The organism is Sporomusa sp. KB1 (assembly GCF_007830295.1).
Classification (GTDB): Bacteria; Bacillota; Negativicutes; order Sporomusales; family Sporomusaceae; genus Sporomusa.
The window spans coordinates 2964849-2985787 of the sequence record NZ_VLKC01000002.1; the positions used below are offsets into that span (position 1 = coordinate 2964849).

At 44.0% G+C, this 20939-nt stretch carries 19 protein-coding genes; 12 read left to right on the top strand and 7 right to left on the bottom strand.

The annotated features are described in order from the left end of the window. Positions 1-196: 196 nt before the first annotated feature. Entirely contained in the window at positions 197-1522 is a 1326-nt protein-coding gene (locus SALPA_RS17405; protein ID WP_145096791.1) for a nitrogenase component 1, read from the bottom strand. Continuing rightward, positions 1515-2972, bottom strand: a complete 1458-nt coding sequence (locus SALPA_RS17410) for a nitrogenase component 1 (RefSeq protein ID WP_145096794.1) — start codon at positions 2970-2972, stop codon at positions 1515-1517. The genes SALPA_RS17405 and SALPA_RS17410 overlap by 8 nt, the downstream gene beginning before the upstream one ends. Before the next feature lie 496 nt (positions 2973-3468). Here SALPA_RS17410 and SALPA_RS17415 point away from each other — a divergent pair, with 496 nt between their 5' ends. From SALPA_RS17415 to SALPA_RS17465, 11 genes are all read left to right on the top strand, one after another. After that, positions 3469-4665, top strand: a complete 1197-nt coding sequence (locus SALPA_RS17415; protein WP_186451108.1) for an NADH:flavin oxidoreductase — start codon at positions 3469-3471, stop codon at positions 4663-4665. A gap of 175 nt (positions 4666-4840) precedes the next feature. Continuing rightward, positions 4841-6364 (top strand): nitrogenase component 1, encoded by a 1524-nt coding sequence (locus tag SALPA_RS17420; protein ID WP_145096800.1) that lies wholly within the window; start codon positions 4841-4843, stop codon positions 6362-6364. 1 nt (position 6365) lies between these two features. After that, positions 6366-7748: a nitrogenase component 1 gene (locus tag SALPA_RS17425; RefSeq protein ID WP_145096803.1), complete on the top strand. Its 1383-nt coding sequence runs from the start codon at positions 6366-6368 to the stop codon at positions 7746-7748. A gap of 21 nt (positions 7749-7769) precedes the next feature. Further along, positions 7770-8072, top strand: coding sequence for a PLP-dependent transferase (locus SALPA_RS17430; protein WP_145096806.1), 303 nt, complete (start codon positions 7770-7772; stop codon positions 8070-8072). A 353-nt stretch (positions 8073-8425) separates the two neighbouring features. Beyond that, complete coding sequence (locus tag SALPA_RS17435) at positions 8426-8719, top strand: GNAT family N-acetyltransferase (RefSeq protein ID WP_222428187.1); 294 nt, start codon at positions 8426-8428, stop codon at positions 8717-8719. A 113-nt stretch (positions 8720-8832) separates the two neighbouring features. Next, entirely contained in the window at positions 8833-9798 is a 966-nt protein-coding gene (locus SALPA_RS17440) for a phosphotransferase (RefSeq protein ID WP_145096809.1), read from the top strand. An 88-nt stretch (positions 9799-9886) separates the two neighbouring features. Next, entirely contained in the window at positions 9887-10576 is a 690-nt protein-coding gene (locus SALPA_RS17445; RefSeq protein WP_222428031.1) for an HAD family hydrolase, read from the top strand. 159 nt (positions 10577-10735) lie between these two features. Further along, the gene (locus SALPA_RS17450; RefSeq protein WP_145096814.1) at positions 10736-11968 is read left to right on the top strand and encodes a winged helix-turn-helix domain-containing protein; all 1233 of its coding nucleotides are present in this window, start codon (positions 10736-10738) and stop codon (positions 11966-11968) included. Positions 11969-12287: 319 nt separating this feature from the next. Continuing rightward, complete coding sequence (locus SALPA_RS17455; protein ID WP_145096817.1) at positions 12288-13154, top strand: epoxyqueuosine reductase; 867 nt, start codon at positions 12288-12290, stop codon at positions 13152-13154. A 101-nt stretch (positions 13155-13255) separates the two neighbouring features. Then, positions 13256-13783 carry a GNAT family N-acetyltransferase gene (locus SALPA_RS17460; protein WP_186451109.1) on the top strand — a complete coding sequence of 176 codons (528 nt, stop codon included), beginning with the start codon at positions 13256-13258 and terminating at the stop codon, positions 13781-13783. A 315-nt stretch (positions 13784-14098) separates the two neighbouring features. Further along, positions 14099-14680: an HD domain-containing protein gene (locus SALPA_RS17465; RefSeq protein WP_145096822.1), complete on the top strand. Its 582-nt coding sequence runs from the start codon at positions 14099-14101 to the stop codon at positions 14678-14680. Positions 14681-15211: 531 nt separating this feature from the next. Here the strand turns inward: SALPA_RS17465 and SALPA_RS17470 are convergent. Further along, positions 15212-16984 (bottom strand): reverse transcriptase/maturase family protein, encoded by a 1773-nt coding sequence (locus SALPA_RS17470; RefSeq protein ID WP_145096825.1) that lies wholly within the window; start codon positions 16982-16984, stop codon positions 15212-15214. A 200-nt stretch (positions 16985-17184) separates the two neighbouring features. After that, positions 17185-17361, bottom strand: coding sequence for a hypothetical protein (locus tag SALPA_RS29110; protein WP_186451110.1), 177 nt, complete (start codon positions 17359-17361; stop codon positions 17185-17187). Between the two features lie 127 nt (positions 17362-17488). On the opposite strand from SALPA_RS29110, the gene SALPA_RS17475 reads away from it, so the two are divergent. After that, positions 17489-18157 carry an ABC transporter ATP-binding protein gene (locus SALPA_RS17475; RefSeq protein ID WP_145096828.1) on the top strand — a complete coding sequence of 223 codons (669 nt, stop codon included), beginning with the start codon at positions 17489-17491 and terminating at the stop codon, positions 18155-18157. Positions 18158-18410: 253 nt separating this feature from the next. On the opposite strand, the gene SALPA_RS17480 is transcribed toward SALPA_RS17475, so the two are convergent. The 3 genes from SALPA_RS17480 to SALPA_RS17490 form a co-directional block, all read right to left on the bottom strand. After that, positions 18411-18986 (bottom strand): hypothetical protein, encoded by a 576-nt coding sequence (locus tag SALPA_RS17480; RefSeq protein ID WP_145096831.1) that lies wholly within the window; start codon positions 18984-18986, stop codon positions 18411-18413. Between the two features lie 725 nt (positions 18987-19711). Continuing rightward, complete coding sequence (locus SALPA_RS17485) at positions 19712-20254, bottom strand: hypothetical protein (protein ID WP_145096834.1); 543 nt, start codon at positions 20252-20254, stop codon at positions 19712-19714. Between the two features lie 18 nt (positions 20255-20272). Beyond that, on the bottom strand, positions 20273-20779 hold the full coding sequence (locus tag SALPA_RS17490) for a tetratricopeptide repeat protein (protein ID WP_186451111.1): 507 nt from the start codon (positions 20777-20779) through the stop codon (positions 20273-20275). Positions 20780-20939 lie beyond the last annotated feature (160 nt).

Here is a 20939-nt window from a genome sequence, read left to right on the forward strand (position 1 = left end):
CCGTTAAAAAATCCGTACTGTTTGAGCGTAGCGAGTTTACGGATTTTAGGAATATCGTCCGGCTTTTCAGCTTTTGGAGGCTTAGGGGCTAGACTTTTTGTTTACTTTTGGGGCAATGCCAAAAGTAAAACCCCTCACCTTGTATTCTCCATTGACTCAACGTGAGACAATGGACCGCATTAGCGGTTTTTCTTACTTAATCACGATGCTTTGCCAGCAGCGTGGAATAAATGTCTTCAACAAGGTTGAGACCGCCGTTATAGCCTACATAGGTGTGATGCATAATCAGACGATCGATAATGGGCAAAGCGACACTAAGATGCAGTCCGCGGATATCTTTGGCAACATCAACCTCCCAAGAACTGGCGAGTAAGAGGGGAGTAGTTAAGGGGTTTATTGAACGAATTTTATCTTCGATTACGCCACTGTCTTGCGCAAAAGTAACATCAGAAGAAATTTCAGGACTAAGCTTTTTAAAATAATTTTCGACAATTCCCAGATATTCTTCCGGCACATCTTCGGTAATAAACTGGTGGATGGGAAAATAGCCAAGTTCATTTACCAGAAACTTGCTAAAAGCGAGAGCATAAGAAGCATCATTAATAGTATAGAAGCGTTTTGGTTGATTAAGCTGGTATTCTGTGAGTACATCGGACGCCCGTACCATGTAATGATAGAATTCGTTTTCATTTTGCAAAATAAATTCGTCCGTTTGCTTAGAAGCGGTACCGGCAAATTCAGCAACTGTCCGCAAAAAATTGGACGTTTCCTGGCCGCCAACCGGCAGCACCGGATAGTGGAGATACGGGGTCTGGAATTTCTCCTGTAACAATTCTGCTGTCTGAAGACCGACATAGGGTGAAATAACCAAATTGAATTCTGCCGCAGGAATGGCATTAAGGGCTTTGATGCCGCCGCTATTATAGCCAAATAGAATATTAGCTTTAAGGCCGATGCCTGCCAGCAGTTTTTTTAGTTCGTTTAGATCACCTTCCCAAAAGGGATCATGCCGCGGCACACTGGCAAATACGTTGACAAGTCCTTTTTCTTTTTTATCAGCGGGCTGTAAATGTTGCTCGATAATCGCTTGCAGCACAAGCTCATGCCCTTTGTAAGCATCCCCTTTGAAACCTGCTGTTTCCACATGGACAATAGGAACTCCCTGATCCCTGAATTCGCCTACAACACTGCTGACATCATCGCCAATGATATCAGCGGTGCATCCTGTCAGGACAACAAAGAAATCGCCATCCATAATTTTTAAGGTGCCTTCGATAACACTGCGCAGTTTATCGGTGCCGCCGAAAACTACGTCTTTCTCAATCATATTGGTGCAAGGTATGGCATCGGCACCGGCGTAGCCGGCACCCTGATGACCACCGGCATGAGAAAGGCCTCTATGCAGTTTTGAACCACAGCCCGGTCCGGCGTGTAAAATGGGGATCGCTCTTTCGATTGCTACAACAGTTTGCAGTGCGCCGAGGGCACAACCATGGCGTGGTCCTTGAATGATATCAGACATTTTTTTCTCCCCTTAAAAATGAATAGGTGTTTTGTTCGAGCCACCAGTCTGTATAAGGAAGTTTACTGTGTTTAGCCACATTTTTTATATAAGCGGGATTGGAGATGGCGTCGTCAATCGTTTGACCAAAGCGAATTAGGCCGTCATATAGCATTTCTGTTGGTTCATTACCGGCAAAAATCGAGGGAATACCCAGTTTGGCTGCCCAGACAGTTGTGATATGCCGGGAAATGGCGATGTCCGGTTTGTGTTTATTAATAGCATTAGCTACTTCAAAGGCTTGTTTGTTACAAACGCCAATATGAAAATTGCCATAATGCTTGAGGTCAAACTTAAGAAAATTCAGGCGCTCATCATCATTATCAAATTTCTGGTCATGGTGCCAGATGCAGGTTCCCGCAACCTCCATGCCCAAATCCTTAACAAGGGCAATGATGTTGTAGGCTAACGGGCCGCCTGCGGCAATAAAAGCTCTTTTACCAGTTAGCTTGCTGCGAAGCCGTTCAAGATCTTTGGCAATCTTTTCTTTTTCCGAAACGATAACTTTTTCAACTTCTGCTTCTTTATGGAACATCCGGCCAATTTCGCGCAGCATTTCATCAGAAGCCTTGATGCCAAACGGCGCAGGGGCTTTCACTTCCGGTACGCCAAAATGCTGTTCAAGGCCGGCGGCAAGATAGCTTCCCAGCGATTCGCAGTACTGTACTGTTGCTGCTGCTTCGGAGATGTGCTCAAGCTGATCAATTGTAGAAAGCGGGACAATGTGATTAGGGCGCAGGCCAAGCTGTTTAAAAACACTTTCAAAGAGAAAGCGGTGTTGAAAACTGATTACATTAATTAAATCCGGCTGCTTTTGGCGTGCCGGTTTGACGATTTTTCGGAGAATGCTGTGATTGGAGGAGTCAAAGCCTGTTGCCCAAATATTTGTCCGGAAGCCTTCACACAGAGTAGCGACAACTGGAATCCCCAGTTCTTCCTCCAGTTCGTCACAAATACCGGGAACATCGTCGCCGATAATGGCCGAAGCGCAGGTTGTTGTAACAAAAATAGCCTTAGGATTAAAGCGACGTTTGGCTTCTCGGATGGCTTTTTCCAGTTTGGCGCCACCACCGTAAATGGTATCTTTTTCATCAAGATTGGTATTGATATATTTGACATTATGGACGGGATAACCCATACGCCTGTTGCCTAGCCGGAAGGTAGCGTTACGGTAGGGAATATCACCGGCACAACCTGCAGGGCCATGCTCGACAACTGCCGCATCCTGAATCTGTGTAAACAGATTCATAACCTGGTCGGCGCTGCAAGAGCCACATTGTGTAAACGATCGCTCCCGGTTGGGAAAATCATTTCTACTGAGCAGATGGGCAGCATCTCCCTCATACCCGGTTAACGTTCGCAGTCTGGATTCCCGGAGTTCAACTGCCGGTTCATTTAAATTAATACTCATTGCTGTTCCTCCGTTTCTAATACTCATTAGTAAATCTTTTTTTATTGAACTGAAAATAAAAAAAGATCGAAAACTAAGCATATTTTAAAAATATCCTTAGCCTTCAATCTTTTAATGATCAGCTAATTTTACTATGGATGAAAACATCTGTGATTACGCCCAAAAAAAAGTCCGCAAGTGTTTTGAAATAATAGTACTACAGTAGTATTGGAACTGTCAATGGAAAATCTGGAATAAATATAACTTGAAGGAGCAGTAAGGTGTTGACTTTATGAAAAAAAGTGAAATAATTAAATAAAGTAAAAATAATCGGCTGATCAGAACAACTGAAGGCTAAGGATCTCGTTCTCTCAAACGGCTCCTTTGTCATTCAGTTGTTTTCATTTAGAATGAGTGAATATGTGCTGACTGCTTTGAATCAGTTTTATACATACATAAGCTACAGGCCTTGATAAGTACTATGCTTATGCACTAAATGAAAAAGGGAGGGTATTTAATGACTAGAAGCAACTACAAAATATTTTCCGAGGGCAGAATAGCCAACCTGCTTCTAAAAAACAGACTGGTACGTTCAGCAACCTGTGAATACAAAATGGAGGAAACCGGAAGAATTACTGACATTGTGCTTTCTGTCTATAAAAACCTGGCAGCTGGCGGTGTAGGACTGATTATTAGCAGTCTTATGGCAGTTGCGGCAAACGGTAAGGGTGTCAAAGACCAGATTTGTATTTACAGTGATGAATTTATTAATGATATAGCAAAAATTGCCGCTATTGTACATCAAATAGATACTGGTTGTGCCATTATTGCGCAGTTGTGTCATGCGGGAAGACAGGTGACTTATGACAATCAGGTTGCAGAGTGTGTCGGACCATCGGCAGTTGCATCACCCTTACTGGTGAAGACTGCACGGGAACTGACTAACCATGAGATTGAGAGAATTATTCACAATTTTGTCGAGGCAATCATTAGGGTGAAGTGCGCGGGATTTGATGGAGCACAGTTACATGCAGCGCATGGTTATTTATTGAGTTCCTTTCTTTCTCCCTATACCAATAAACGTACCGATGCCTATGGCGGTTCCATACAAAATCGCAGCCGGATCATCAAAGATATTGTGTCACTTGCAAGAAAAGAGGTGGGGAGTTTTCCCATACTCATAAAGGCAAATTGTGATGATCATGTTATGGGGGGAATTACGAAAGACGATTTTCCGGCTCTAGCAAAGGAACTTGCGTTAGCCGGTGTTGATGCTATCGAAGTGAGTGGCGGCATGTGGGATTGTCTTACCCGGTCTGAACACGAACTGGGCTTTAGATCTGTGCCATTGCCGGAATCTCGAACCGGAATTGATACCGTGGATAAGCAATCTTACTACTATGATTATATTGCACGAGTACATGCAGAGTTGCCACTGATCCTGGTCGGTGGCAACAGGAATGTTGAGTCAATGGAAAGACTGTTGCAGGCAGGAAAGGTTGACTTTTTGGCGTTAAGTCGTCCGCTAATTGCCGAGCCTGGTTTGCCCAACCGGTGGCGTGACGGAGTCGGCAGAGAGACAACCGCATGTGTCTCCTGTAATGCCTGTCTGGTTTTCAAAGAAGAGTACGGTTGTGCATTGCGAAGACTAGGACTGCAAAGAGAAGTTTTTGCTGAAAGGCTGGCAAAAGCTTGGCGTAATTCATTTAAATAAAGTAAAGCAGGGACTTGACTAACGGTTGATATCGCGATAACATAATAGAGATATGTGCTTGCTGATCAAATGAATCATTTGAAGGCCAAGAGCTTCTTTCGAGAAGAGTCTTGGCCTTTTTTAGTTATATTTTTATGTTTTAATAAAATAAATCTGAAACTGGAGGCAAAGAGAAATGACGATTAATTTAAGCACAGCTGTTGTGGAAAACCGCGAACAAAGGTTGGGCACGATTATTGCGTGGGATGGTGCAGCAAGCGACTTGTCAAAAGAATCGGCATATGCGCGTGGTTGTGAAGCAGGCTGCGGGGGACAGAGGCTTTGTGAACTTTCCGGTCCGTTTACGCAGGGGTCTGTTTGCAGTGAACAAATGGTAGAGTGTCAGGCAGGCAATGTTAGAGATGCAGTACTTATCCAGCATTCACCAATTGGCTGCGGTGCCGGACAGGTAATTTATAATTCCATATATCGCAATGGTCTGGCTATGAGAAAGCTGCCAGTGGAAAATCTACATATGCTTAGTACAAATCTCCAGGAAGGAGATATGATTTTTGGCGGTATTGAAAAATTAGAGCAGTCCATCCGTGATGCATGGGAGCGGCATCACCCCAAGGCCATTTTTATTGCTACTTCCTGCGCCACAGGAATTATCGGTGATGATGTTGAGAGTGTAGCCAAAAAGTTGGAAACGGAAATAGGTATTCCGGTAGTTCCACTGCACTGCGAGGGCTTTAAATCAAAGCATTGGAGTACCGGGTTTGATGCAACTCAGCATGGAATTATGCGGCAAATTGTTCGTAAAAAGCCGAAAAAAAGGCAGGATGATTTGGTTAATGTCATTTGTCTATGGGGATCAGATGTGTTTACTCCTATGTTGAAGGAACTGGGATTACGAGTAAATTATGTTGTTGATTTGGCGACAGTGGGAGAGCTGGAGCAGCTTTCCGAAGCCGCTGCTACCGTTGGTTTTTGCTATACATTGGCTTCTTATCTGGCAGCTGGTTTGGAACAAGAATTTGGTGTGCCGGAAGTGAAAGCGCCTCAGCCTTATGGTTTCGCCGGAACAGATGCTTGGCTAAGGGAATTGGCGCGAGTTACTCACCGGGAAGAACAGGCAGAAGCTTATATTGCCAAAGAACATGCCCGTATTGCTCCGCGGTTGGCTGAGCTGCGAGAGCAGCTAAAAGGTATAAAGGGGTATGTGGCGACAGGGTCGGCTTATGCACATGGTTTAATTGCGGTATTGCGGGAATTAGGCGTTGAGGTGAATGGGTCACTGGTTTTTCATCATGATCCTGTATATGATAGCCATGACCCCCGTCAGGATTCGCTGGCTCATCTGGTCGATCATTATGGGGAGGTCCCATCGTTTACCGTAAGTAATCGCCAGCAATATCAGTTTTTCGGATTATTGCAGCGAGTAAATCCAGATTTTATCATAATCAGGCATAATGGTTTGGCCCCGTTAGCTTCCCGACTAGGAATTCCGGCTGCTCCGCTGGGGGATGAACATCATGCGTTGGGGTATCAAGGAATCATTAATCTGGGGGAGACTATTTTGGAAATTCTGGCGCATAAGAAATTCCATCAAGATCTGGCCGCTCATGTCAAATTGCCGTATAAAAAAGAATGGCTGGATTTAAAAGATCCGTTTGCGCTGGTGAAAAAGGCAAATTCATTGGATACGGAGAGATTATAAGATGGCTAATACAGAAATAAACAATACTAAGGCAAAAACCTTTCCAATTGTGCAAAAAACTAATTCGATACAGCAAATCCGTTATGGCTGCTCGATTGCAGCCCTGCACAGTGCAGCGGCTATTCCTGGAGTCATTCCGATTACCCATTGCGGTCCCGGCTGCGTAGATAAGCAGTTTATGAATCTGGCTTTTTACAATGGCTTTCAGGGGGGCGGTTATGGCGGCGGTGCTGTTGTGCCAAGTACCAATGCGACGGAAAAAGAAGTTATTTTTGGCGGAGCTGAGCGGTTGCGAGAACTCATCGCTGCCTCGCTTAACGTGTTGGATGCTGACTTGTTTGTGGTTTTGACAGGCTGTATATCCGATTTAGTAGGGGACGATGTAGGTTCGGTAGTCAGTGAATTTCAACAACAAGGCGTTCCCATTGTGTTTGCCGAGACTGGCGGTTTTAAAGGCAATAACTTTATCGGACATGAACTGGTTACGCAGGCGATTATTGATCAGTATGTCGGGGACTATAACGGTACTCAAGAGAAAGGCACTGTCAATGTCTGGTCGCTGCTGCCGTACCACAATACATTTTGGCGCGGCGATCTTACGGAAATCAAGAGAATTCTTGAAGGGGTAGGGCTTAAGGTTAATATCCTTTTCGGCTATGAATCCGAAGGAATTTCCGAGTGGAAAAATATCCCTAAGGCGCAGTTTAATTTAGTGCTTTCACCTTGGTTGGGGCTTCAGACCGCTCAGCATTTAGAGGAAAAATATGGTCAGCCGTTTCTGCACATTCCAGTAATTCCTATTGGGGCTCAAGAGACAAGCGCCTTTCTCCGAAAAGTAGTAGGATTTTCCGGTCTTGATACTGCGCAAGCCGAACGGTTTATTGCGCAGGAAGAAAGAAGTTATTACAATTATTTAGAGAGTTTCGCCGACTTTTATGCGGAATATTGGTGGGGACTGCCAGCCAAGTTTGCTGTTGTTGGTGACAGTGCCTACAATCTTGCGTTGACTAAGTTTTTGGTTAATCAGTTAGGCATTATTCCAGGCAAACAAATTATTACGGAAAATCCGCCGGAGGAATACCGGGAGGCGATTCGTCAGCAGTATCAAACGATTGCTAAAGATGTTTCGACTGATGTTGAGTTTGAGGATGACAGTTATCTTATTCACCAGATTATCCGTCAGACTAAATTTGGTCACAAGCCACCTATTATCTTTGGTACCACGTGGGAACGTGATCTTGCCAAAGAATTGAAAGGTGCCATTGTGGAAGTAGGTTTTCCTGCCTCGTATGAAGTCGTTATATCCAGAGCCTACATCGGCTATCGTGGTGCGCTTACATTACTGGAAAAAATTTATACAACTACGGTAGGTGCCAGCGCGTGACATACTCCCCCCACCTAAGAGGTGGGGGCTTCTTGGGACGTACCAGCTAACGCTAGTATAATTGCCAAGCTATCCCCGTTTGCCCAACGGTTCTGTATCTTGGAAAAGCATCGCGGTGTTGCCTGGGTCAAGCATCCGCGTGCGGAGCACAGTCCTTATCGGACCTTGGCGGAGAAGTATTTGCCGAAAGGCGCCGGCTCATTGCTTACTTTTGGCTTCAACGGGAGCGAACAACAGCCAGCCAAGTTTATTGATGCACTAAAATTATTCAGTTATCAGGCTAAAAAATTCCACTATGATTGCGGCAGAACCGTTAAATCATAGTGGTTTGAAAAAAGGGGGGATATTACCAACCCGGACTATCGCTTTGAAATTTGGATATTGGTAATTAAGAAAAACTTCTAATGGAAGAAAGTATTGATGAATATTTCCATATGGCATAGAATTTGATTAGAACTATGAGCAACTGACTAGTCAATTACTAGAGGCTGCATTCCGAAGTTGCGGAATGCAGCCTTTGTATTTTATTTCTGTGGAAATGAGGATTGAAGATGCTTAAAGAAGTAAGGGAAGTTCGCTTTAATGAATTCGAACAACTGCTAAATCTATATAAATATTTAAATCCGGATGATCCAGAACTGCCTATTGATAAACAGCTTACACAATTGTGAAAGGAAATTTTAGATGATCCCAACCACTTTTGTTTAGTCATTGAGGAAGATAATACAATTGTTTCGACATGTGTTTTGAATATCATAAAAAATTTGACAAGGGGAGCCAGGCCTTACGCCCTTATAGAAAACGTAGTGACTCATCAGGATTATCAAAACAAAGGATACGCAACTGCGATTTTAAGAAAGGCTAATGAAATAGCCAAAGAAAAAAACTGTTATAAGGTAATGCTGATGACGAGCAGCAAAGAGGAAAGTACATTGCGCTTCTATGATAAGGTGGGGCTGGTGTTCGGTTAGGACTAAAACGTTGGATTGACATTGAACGATTCCGTTGGTATTATCCAAGGCAGAGTAGTTTGCTTATCTGCGTTCCGTACTGCTAATATGTATTTTGTTCAGGAGGTTAGTGCATGGAAGATAAAATTATAGCTGATTTGAAAAAAAGTTATGCGATAACTTCCAATGAGATTACTCCGGTAACAGGTGGATTGATGAATCTGAAATGGAAGATTACCACTGACAAAGGTGAACTATTGGTCAAACAATACAGCACTAAGCGGTTTCGAAGAGAGCAAATTGACTGGATCGAATCCTCGTTGCATCGTCAGATTATTCTTAAAAAAAGGGGAGTTCCCTGCCCGTTTCTTTGGCAGCGCGAAGGCCGTGTGATTCGTTGGCTGGATGACGAAACAGCCTATATGGTCATGGATTTTCACTCAGGAAAGACAGAAACCTCCGACACAATTACAATAATGCAAATGCGTAGTCTCGGTAGCACCTGTGCTGTAATGCACAGGGCATTTTCACAATTGCCGATGCATTCGGTTGAAAGCCTACCCGTTTTTGGTGGTTATACGATAGACTTATTATGGGAAAACTTTAACTCCCGTATGACGAACTGTTCGCCGGAAGCTCACGTTGAATACCGAAAAGCCTTGCTTGCGCAGGAGCCAATTTTGAAGCAACTTAGACCCGAATTTTTTGATAAGTTTCCCAAAGGATTTGCCCATGAGGATTTTCAACCCGGTAATATCCTATTTGATGCGGATTGCGTATCTGCCGTCATTGATTTCGACCGTAATTGCTACAGTTATATTTGGCATGACATAGGAAGGGCCATACTGTCTTTTGCTTTGGAAGGCAATACAATAAGCATTCGAAAGATATATGCTTTCCTTGAAGGCTATACACAGCATTCAGCGTTGACTTTGCATAATATAGCGGACGCTTTGCGGCTTTCATGGTGTATTGAAACACCGTGGTGGATACAGCCGAATTTTTTCGGTGAATGCGATAAAATCCCAAAGCGTTTCAAAGATGAAATGCTTTGGCTGACGGAACACTGGTTTGAGATAGATTCAATATTATGTTTATAAGCAAACTATCTCTTAGTCTCTACTTGACAGCATCTTACGAAAAAGCGGGATTTATGCGCGGCGATAAAACCGGATTTATCATAAGGCTATGAATAAAAGACGTTTGCGAGGAGAGAAACAAATGAAAATTCGCGGGATAATCTTTGACCTGGACGGTACGCTGCTTAATTCACTGCCGGTGTGCTATAGCGGTTTTCGCAGCACTTTGCGGAAGTTTCTTGGCCGTGAATACTCGGATACCGAGATACACGCATTGTTTGGACCAAGTGAAGAGGGGGTGCTGAAAAAACTGCTGCCTAATCAGTGGGAGGAAAGCCTGCAATATTATTTGGCGGCTTACGATAGCGCCCATACGGAATATGCCAAGCCCTTTCCCGGAGTGGAAGCCGCTTTAGCGCTGCTAAAAGAACGGAATGTCCGGCTGGCCATTGTTTCCGGCAAAGGGGCCGGCACGATGGCGATCTCCCTGCGGCATTCGGGCTTGGGCAAGTTTTTCGAGGTGGTGCAAACCGGCTCGGAACATGGCGCGGATAAACCGGCTCACATAAAGAAGGTGATTGACCTATGGCACTATAGACCCGAGGACGTTGCGTATATCGGAGATACCGCGTATGATATCCAAGCAGCGCAGGCGGTGGGGACGGCTGCAATTGGCGCTGTTTGGGGGAATACGGCCAGCACGCAGCAGGTTAAGGCCATGAACCCAGAACTGGTTTTTAGCTCGGTGGAGGAGTTTCTTACATGGATCGAGGCTGGCTTTCCGGAAGGCAAGAGTTAGAAGAATGGTCAGTTTGTTTTCGGCATAATAGTAGGAAAGAGTAAGATGGAGGCTACAAGTGATGACTACTATGCGGGGTGATAAGGTATCGTTGCAAGCATTGCATGTGGATGATGCGGACAAGATTGCTGAATAGTGAAGGCATTGGGAGATGGTATTGTGGATGAGAATAAATCGGAAAATCTAACAATTACTAAGCAGCAAGCCTGCCGGTTTATTCTTGCTCATCAAGGTTTATGGCCTCCTTATGAGCTCGCGGGCAAGTCCGGTATACTCAGTTATATTCGCCGTGTTGGCTGTATTCAGTTTGATCCGTTGAACATAGTCGGCCATAACCAGGAGTTGGCACTGCAGGCGCGTATTAGTGACTTTAGGCCTGCAGTGCTGCAGGAACTACTGTATAAGGATCGCAAGCTATTAGACGGCTGGGACAAGAACATGTCTATCTACTGTACAGAGGACTGGCCATATTTTTTACGTAACAGGGAAAAAGCGCAGCATAGCCGTCATAACAATTCCCAACTGATATCCGTGCTGCCTCAGGTGCGCAAAGAAATCGAGGAACGCGGACCTTTGTCTTCTAATGACCTGGATTATAATCAGACAGTGGATTGGCCCTGGGCGCCAACAAGATTATCACGGGCGGCATTAGAGAGTATGTACTTCCGGGGGGAATTGATTATTCATCATAAGTCCCACACCCGCAAAATATATGATCTAGCCAGCCGCCATCTTCCGGCAGAATTGCTTCAGGCACCTGATCCGAATGAGACCGAAGAGCAATATCACGACTGGTATGTTTTTAGGCGTATTGGGAGTATTGGACTATTATGGAACAAGTCCGGTGATGCATGGCTTGGGATTTCGGGAATCAAAAGCAGGGAGCGCAATGAAGCATTGGCGCGACTACTCAAACAGGGAAAAGTGATTGCAGTACAGGTGGAAGGTATAAAACCTGTGCTGTACATGAGAAGCATGGATAAGCCTTGGTTGGACAATATTTTGCAGCAGGAAGATTCATCGAACCGTGCTTCTGTACTTGCACCCTTGGATAATTTGCTGTGGGATCGACAACTGGTAAAGGAATTATTCAATTTTGATTATCGATGGGAAGTTTACAAGCCAGTTAGTGAACGGAATTATGGCTATTATGTGCTGCCGGTTTTATATGGCGAGCATTTTGTAGCCCGGTTTGAACCTGGCAGAGACAAACAAAGTGGAGCTCTGATTATCAAAAATTGGTGGTGGGAGCCTGGCGTATATCAATCAGATAAAATGTGCTCGGAAATACTCCATTGTTTTAAAAGATTTGCCGGTTATTTGGATGCTGATTACATTAAGGTTGATGATAGGAATTTGAAAAGTTTAGATTGGCTGAAGATTACACACTAATAAGAAAAAAGTTAGGCAATAGAATTCGCGGAAGAGAAGACCCGCTAATATAATTTTTGGATGTTTGATGAACACGCCCTGGTGACGCGAGCAAACACATGACCTAATTGTTAGTTATTGACAATACAATGATGTCCAAGTAAAATACAATTATTAATATATCCACAGATTGACAATAGCTTTATTAACATTGTAGCTGATCAGTAAAGTACTGAAGGCAAAGGCACTGCGAAACAGAACCTTTGCCTTCTTATTTTCTTTGTTTGGTTATGAGACGGAATGTAATTTGCGCTACAGAAAGAAAAGGGGGATGCTATTAATGAAGGAACAGATTGTTCGCAAAATTATTGATCTTGCCGGGTCTTTGTCATCAAACCGCTGGCGGTCCGGCGACGACTTATTAGCGTATTTTGATGAACCCTTAGTAGGTTTTGCCAGCGTTAATGACCCATTATTCCTAAAATATAAACAGGATATCGGTGAATTTTACCTTACGCCGCAAGAACTTTTTGAAGAGGAATTTGGTAGCGGCGCATTATCTGCCGGTACGATAATCAGTGTTATTCTGCCGGTCAGTGAAGTTCTGCTGCAAAGCAACCGCGGGCAAAGCGGCTTTCCGTCCCGGGAATGGGCGCAATTGAGCGCTTATGGCGGACAATATGCCGCCGAGTTAAGGAGTTCAGTTATTGCTTATATGAATCAGTTAGGGCACAGAGCCATCGCACCGGTACTAAGCCTGAAATGGAAAACCTTGCAGGTTCCTTCCAACGCACATACAACCAATTGGTCTGAACGGCACGCAGCTTATGCTGCCGGACTGGGGACCTTTAGTCTGGCAGGGGCGTTGATTAGCAAACGGGGCATTGCCCATCGCACGTTTAGCGTTATTACCGATTGGGAGCTTGAACCTGACAAAAGACCTTATACCGGACTGTATGACTACTGCTTATATTATAATTCAGACAGCTGCGGCGCCTGTGTCAGCCGCTGCTCCGGCGGCGCCATTACAGCGCGTGGGTATAACAATGAATTGTGTTACCGGCACAATCGTTCCCCTCAATATATGGCATTGCGGGCGGAATATGGCGTTGAAAAGACCGGCTGCAGCCTTTGCCAGACGAAAGTACCGTGTGAAAAATCTATACCTGTACAGAAAAGAAGTGACCGCGGGCTTGTAGGAGACTAAGGGACGGTGGTTGTGCCTTAGTCGCGTCTTGTCCTTAACTCAAATCAAGATGGTATCACTGTCCCCTAGTCTTACCTGGCGAACGATTGCGAGGAATGGTTATGTTGAAATTAGTTAAACCCTCTGTGGAGTACACAAAGCAGATTGCGGAATATAGAGCGGAATTTCCTATTGAACGCGAAAGGGTCACCTATGACCCGAGCAGAATACCCGGTACGGATTATCTTGAGAATTACGACAATGTGCTTGACTGGCTCGCATTTTGCGAAAGTATGGCTGACAAATTAACTTGGCATATGACCGTCCGTGAAAGCGACAGCAGACTTGTCGGCTTCGTTGTGTTTCGTCACAAGCTCGAATACGATGATGACGATATAGAATTTGCCTCGAACTTCGGCTATTCAATTCGTCCAAGCGAACGCGGCAAAGGATACGCAAAAGAGCAGTTGCGGCTTGGCTTACAGAAAGCAATAGCATTCGGGCTTGATAAAGTACGAATTATTTGTCGTGATATAAACATTGGCAGCAATAAAACAATTCTTGCCAATGGCGGTATTTACGTTGACACGATTCACGGCGAGGAGTCGGGCTTGCATGTTAATCGTTATGATATTCAGATGAGTATCTGATGTTGATTTGCCGTAGGAGACTAAGGACGGTGGTTGTGTCTTATTCGCGTCGTCCTTAACTCAAATCAAGATGGTACCACCGTCCCCTAGTCTTATCTAGGAGCGGTTAATATCCGGTATGAATTAAATGATTGCCTGAAAAATAGAGGAGGGCATATCTGACCTGTCCCCCTCGTATCCCCCTAACGATTACTGCCTCGCACAGGGGGGAGTTAAGGATACTCAAGCTGGAGTATCGTTCCTTTTTATTGTTGACATCGAAATAGAAAAATACTAGAATGAAAAGAAAATTAATTCGGAAAAGAAGGCAGAAAAATGAGTGATACCAATTTTAACAGAGAAACCGCATTTTCGCTTTTATCGGAATATGTTAAAAGCGAGAGCCTCATTAGGCATGCTTTGACTGTTGAAGCTGTGATGCAGCATTTTGCGGAAAAGTTTAATGAGGACGAAGAAAAATGGGGTATCGTGGGGCTGCTTCATGATATTGATTTTGAAATGTATCCTGATGAACATTGCTTTAAAACCAGAACCATTCTTGAGCCAAGAAACTTGCCGGAAGAATATATCCGGGCCATTGAAAGCCATGGTTATAAATTGGTCAACGAAGTAGAGCCAATTACAAATATGGAGAAAGTACTATATACCATTGATGAGCTGACTGGCCTGATTTCGGCTACTGCACTTATGCGCCCCAGCAAAAGTGTGCTGGATCTTACCGTTAAGTCTGTCAAGAAAAAATGGAAGCAAAGCAGTTTTGCGGCAGGGGTTAACCGTGCGGTAATTGAAGAAGGCGCAAATATGCTAGGCATGAGTTTAGAAGAAGTTATGGAAGAAACTATTTTAGCGATGCGCAAGGTTGCAGATGAAATCGATCTGCACGGGTCTGTCGCATAGGATAAGTGAATATTGACAAGCGAAGGCGCAGATAGTAAACTAATATATTACTAGTAGCTAACTTGAAAACAAGGGGCTGTCGCACTAAGATTAATTGAAGAGCAGTATCATAAGTTAAACATAGATATGTCAATAGTATATTGACAATAGTGCTATCCTAATATATAATCGGGTTAAAATAATTGCTGACTGGTTTTAGAACTAGAGGCTGTGACTCCAACATGGGGTGCAGTCTCTTTTTGTTTATTTAATAAGAGCATTGGAATGTACGGTCGGATATTGTTAATGTGGGTCATTATTGTTTATAGTGCTCGGCTGTACTGGAACCCAATGTTCTCATCGGTACAAATACCCGGTATGGACCAACAGCTAATCCTAAATGAGGGGCAAACAACAGTTAACGGGGTTTTATAAGTTTTGCGTAACGGCGAGTTTGATTAATGAAATAGGTGGATTAACAAAGTAACCCACCCCTTCCCGAACCGTACAAGCGACTTTCACCGCATACGGCTCTCCATATTCCAAATAAAATTATCGTCGGTTGAGTTGATTGAGTTGGAAGCTGTTAGCATCAACCCTGGCAAAGCAATCCCGGCACAGCGGTATCTGCCGCCGATTAATTGCAAGCATGACGGTGATAATCGGTGAATAGGGCTTGACGAGTTTCTTTTTCGTTTTCCTGTGATACATGCTGACATGATGATGCGGATTGCCGCAAATGTAGCAAGCCCGGGAAAGCGGATTTATCAAATTGTAGGCAGGTAGTTGAAAAGATTCGACAGCCGACTTAATGGTAGCAAAGAAACTCTTTTGTCGTGCAAATGATTTGTACAGAGCCAAACTGACCGAACGGGCGTAACCCTTGGCGTTTTCATAATTCACAGTGAGTGCCTTACCATAGCGAGCAAACACTTTCTTGAGGCTGATGTCAAACTTGCGAGCTAGGGTTTTAGCGATGGAAAACTGCCCAACGTATTGGATACGCCAGCCTTCAAAGAAATTGCAGCAACCGCGCTGCTGAGTTAGCAATCCTCGCAAAACTTGGTTACCATATTTGATGATATCTTCCGGAAGTTCTTGAAGTAGCCGGGTGATGCCGATAGGATAGCCAATTGCAGTGCACATACCGTTATGGCGCAGTTTGTTCAAGATACCCTCTGTATTCATATGGACACAGAGGGATGAATCAAAAGGGCGGATTTGAAACTTACTATGTTTGCCATAGCCCTTGCGGATAATATAACCCAGAAAAGCTACGTCATGATCAGCGGAATGTGTAATTTTAGTTTTCTCGTCGCTTAACCGGAGACAGAGTTTGTTTTGGAGGAAATCCTTGAGTTGTTGCTTTAAATTCACTGCATACGCTTTAGGGGTAATCAGGCCAATCAGAAAATCATCCGCATAGCGCACATACTTTATCCTGCGAAAATGAGGGTCATATCTGTCTGTAGATGGGAGGTTGTTCATTTCGTTTAACAAGGCATTAATTATCTTCGAATCGCAGCCATTGTTGACTGCTTTCTTGTACTGATACCTAGCCTTGGCGTATTGAGGATTTTGCCTGCGGTAGTCCCCCAGAGTATCACGCTTGATGACGGACTCCATAAATCGATCCAGTTTATCAAGATAGATGTTGCAGAGAATGGGGCTACAGCAAGAGCCCTGAGCGTTTCCGGTTTTATTCCTGTGATAACTATGCTGCATATCGAAATAACCGGCCTTGAGAACTTTATTAATGAGGCGGATAAAGCGTTCATCGTTAATCCGTTCTCGAAGTATGGACTCCAGTGTGCGATGGTCGATTTCATCAAAACAAGCGGTAATGTCGCCCTCAAGGAACCAAATGGTACCGTTCCAAGTTTCTACCTCGGCGATGGCACTTTGTGTAGAATGTTTTGGCCGGAATCCATGCGAGAGGTCAGAAAAGGTAGGCTCGTAGATACATTCTAAGATAATGCGGATGGCCTCCTGAACAAGCTTGTCCTTACCGTTGGGAAAACTTAGCTTGCGCATTTTCCCGTTACTCTTTGGTATCATCATGGTTTTGTTTGGCTGAGGCTGATAGGACTCAGTGCGCATGGCAGCAATCAGTTCCGTAAGCCACTCTTGGCAAAAACCGTGCAAAGAAGTGCCATCAGAGCCGGATGTCTCCGCACCATCATTAGATTTAACGGAATTGTAGGCAATGATGTACAAATCCTCATCATAAAATAGTCGATATAGATCACTGTTGACATACTCATGATTGGCGGCGTTTCGACGACGATAACCTTCCAATTTCTGCATGAGTTTCGATTGCTCCATTCAAAGCAACTCCTTTCAAAATAGGAACTTGGAATACTGCCCCCCTTCACCATATGCATTCCATTACAGAAGGCCATTAGGCTACTATTAGGGCTCTCTGCCATATACCGAAGGGTACTTAGGCAGGTCACGTTTGACAGCTCCATATAGATCCATACGTAGGTATCCAGTTGGTCGTTACCCTGCTTACCACAGGTGTGTCAATGGGCCTGCTTATTTCCAATCTTTCTTATATTGGAGATACCCATTAATACCGGTATGTCCGGCAGCGTCCTTGGCCACAGACCCGGATTCAGCCCCAAAGGCTTTACCATATATGGCCTGACTCGCCAGGCTACTCGACAGCAGGCGCTGTCTAATCCTGACTTTGCCGACATGCTGTTGTCCCCCAGAGGCTTTCGCATGAGGTTAGTCGGTTGTCTTACATCGCAACGCAGGAGCGATGATTTCTGTGAAATATATATATATGAAGCGCACAACGTGCGCACAGAAAGAAGGAGAACTATGAGCAGCTTACTGGAATTGAGAAACATTGGCAAGAGTTATGACGGCGATGTCATTTTATCAAATGTTTGGTTTACTCTGAACAGAGGAACGGCGATAGCCATTGTCGGACATTCCGGTGGTGGTAAAACTACCCTGTTATCGATAATGGGGCTGTTACAGAAACCGACCTCAGGGCAAATATTGATAGATGGTCAAGAGATTGATAGTTTTGATGCCCATAGGATGGCTAAACTGCGAGGGCAGTATTTGAGCTTTGTTTTCCAAAGAGCTAGATTAATTAATTCGTTGACTGCTTTGGAAAACGTTATGGCACCGGCTTGGTTTATTCGAAGCGGGGAAAATGTGGAGCAGCAGGCAAAAGCTTTGCTGGAGCAATTTGGTTTGTCGCATCGTCTGTACCATAAACCACAGGAACTTAGCCTTGGCCAGTTGCGCCGGATTTCGCTTGCAAGAGCACTTTTACTAAAACCTTCTATTTTATTGGCTGACGAACCAACCAATGATTTAGATCCGGCCTTAGCCAAGGAAGTTGCCCAATGCCTGTTGCAAGCGCGGCAGAGTGGGATAGGAGTGGTTATTGTTACCCACGATGTAGGTTTGGCAGCACAAGCAGATGAGATTTTTCGTCTGGAAGCAGGGACACTACAGTCGGTAGCATATCAGTAATGATAGCTAGGGCTGAATGTATTTAAACTAGCGTTAGCTGGTACGTCCCAAGAAGCCCCCGCCTCTTAGGTGGGGGGAGTATGTCACATCAATTTCCTCCCAAAAGCAGAGCCGCTTCCTTGTATTCAAGGAAACGGCTTTGTTTTTTATATAAAATCCTTTGAGTTCGAAATATGAAAGTATCTTGAATTTCCCCAATACTCAAATGAGTAGTATTCACCTGAAAAATTAAAAATAGTCTCAGACATGGGGGTTATGATACAGTCATTAGGAGAAGTTCATGAATAACCTCTGCTAGTTTGTGTGCAATTGGTGAAAGGTCGTCGTCCACATCAAAAACAGCGTTTCTCCGAAAGGGTCTGGGAGTGGTAATTGGCGCTTGGGCAGTTGCCAGGCGAGCCAAAAGCATATGTCGTCTAACTGTCGTAAGTGACCAAATTATGGGTACGTTGGCGCCGCCGGACAGATTTATTAGGGTGCCTGATGGTTGATTTTTAGTGGTGCCGGTGATAGCATGTAAGTTTATATAACCAGTACTGATATCGCCTGCTACGCGCGGTTTGCGGGTTTTTACCGGGAAGAGGACAAGGCGTGGTGTAATTGGGAGAGGCTGCATAATAGATTGGTGAGTGGCGTCGGTTATGATTCTTTTCAATGAGCTAAGGTCGATTGCTTGATAGGAGGCCAACCGGCGGAGGATTGTTGGTATACGCACTCCAGTTGTTATGCGTTCCCCCTCGGTAGTTAGAATAACGGTGCTATCACCTTCAGCGCTGTAACATGGTATTATGGCAGCAATAAGATGATGCGCCGGAAGTTGCTCAAACATGATCAACTGCAACTCCTTTTAATTAAATTTCGGAACACCTGTTCCGATTTTATTTTACTATATATAAATGTATCCGTTAACAATGGAACTTTAGCGTGCATCTGGGATATGTCAAAATGGTAAGAGCCCAGAATCTCTTGATAGGCGTAAGGCGACCCACCTGGTAGTTGTTAACTGCAGGCGTACCTTTTGTTTGACGGGGAAACGTCTCAAACTCCCATTTGTCTTGTTGGCTACCCCATGATGTATCAGGGGTTTGGCAAATCCCGTCAACGACATTTTTGCGGTATAATTTTCGAGACCATACATTCTTTTTCTAAAAGTTGTCAAAATTGTTCACCCTCTTTAGATTATTTTGGCTCCATATTTTACATGATAACTGATACAAAACTAATTATTTCATCAATAACAGATATGTAATGAATATGAATTGATGTTTTTGTTTGTTTTATATCGTTTATTATCAGGTAATACTGTATGTTTCTATATCAAAATCAATATTCCTGCTAAATTTTAGATAAATTTATATTTTTTTCCATAAATTTTATATAAAATCAATTTGTAACGAAATTTTCCGATGTATTTGTCAATCGTCTTCCGCCTCTCCCTGCTATGAATGGCAAATAAGAAAAGTCTTAGGCGTTCAATCCAGGGAAAGTTAACCTTTTCCTCTGGATAAAAATGAAGGAGGCGTGCTGAAACTTTACATTTCAACACGCCCCCGCTTAGAACTTGTGACTGAAGCCAATACCGACACCTTTAAGAGCAGACAGATCGTCTTGCTTGTAGGATTTGTAACCAACATGGAGTGAAGTCTGGTAATCCAGGTTATACTGCACGCCTGCCTGCCATTCATTGGCATAGTCGCTGTGGGTTGCAGAGAGATAACCATCAAGTTTGCGAGTCAGCTTGACATTGGCGCCAATGCCGCAAAAAAGCCTGTCAGTACCTTCCGTGTAATTTCTATTGCCGGCAATCAAGCGAATGGTTTTATCCAATCTATACTGGATATAGGCGTCAAACATGTCACCATCAGGAAAGCTTGCTGGTAACATATTTACTTCAAAACCCAGGACTACTTTAGGTGTTAGTGCGTGCTCCAGGTAGAAAGAGTGATCCTTTTGGGAGTAGGGATCCAGGTGATCCAGGTAGTAATAGTTATAGCCGACAACACTCTGCCCGTCCTGTAAATCAGTAATGGGGGCAGCAAAAGCAGTACTGGCAGTAAGCATAGTAGCGGCAATAAGCGTTACAATTTTCTTGTTCATGAGAGTTTCCCTCCTATCTTATATAGTGCCGCCTAATATCCGAATGCTATTTCTGGCATTTTCAACAAATTGGATATCTTGCGGTGCGGCATTGGCAATAAAACTGCGGTAGGTATCAATTGCCTTTTGATATAAGCGCTGCTCTTCATAGGCCTGACCTTTGTTAAAATAAGGCTTGGCATATTTGGGGTCGATTTTGATTGCGGCATCAAAATCCCCAATGGCCAAAGCATATTGTTCTTGCTTTAGATAAATCCAGCCGCGATCCAAGTAAGCGGCTGCATACTTGGGATTAAGTTCAATCGCTTTATTTAAATCGGTAATGGCCAACTCTTTTTGCTGGTTAAATAAATAGGCTTCACCGCGTCTTAAATAAGCCACCGCATCCCTAGGATCTTCTGCAATAATTTTAGTCATTTTCGTTATTGTCAGGTCCTGACTGTCGGTGCTTTGATTAGCCGCAAAGGCCACCATTGCATTGCAAAATAAAAACATACTTATCATACAAACTACCAAGCGTTTCAAGTATATTTCTCCTTCCATGGCGCTGTCCGAAGCGAGCTTGCCTAGTTTCTGTCACAACCCGGAATACAGAGCCGGCTATGAAATACTAGCGGGCTCTGTAATTTTAGAGCTGGTAAACCGAGTTGGTCACAAATACATTGCATTATCCAATGTAATTAGG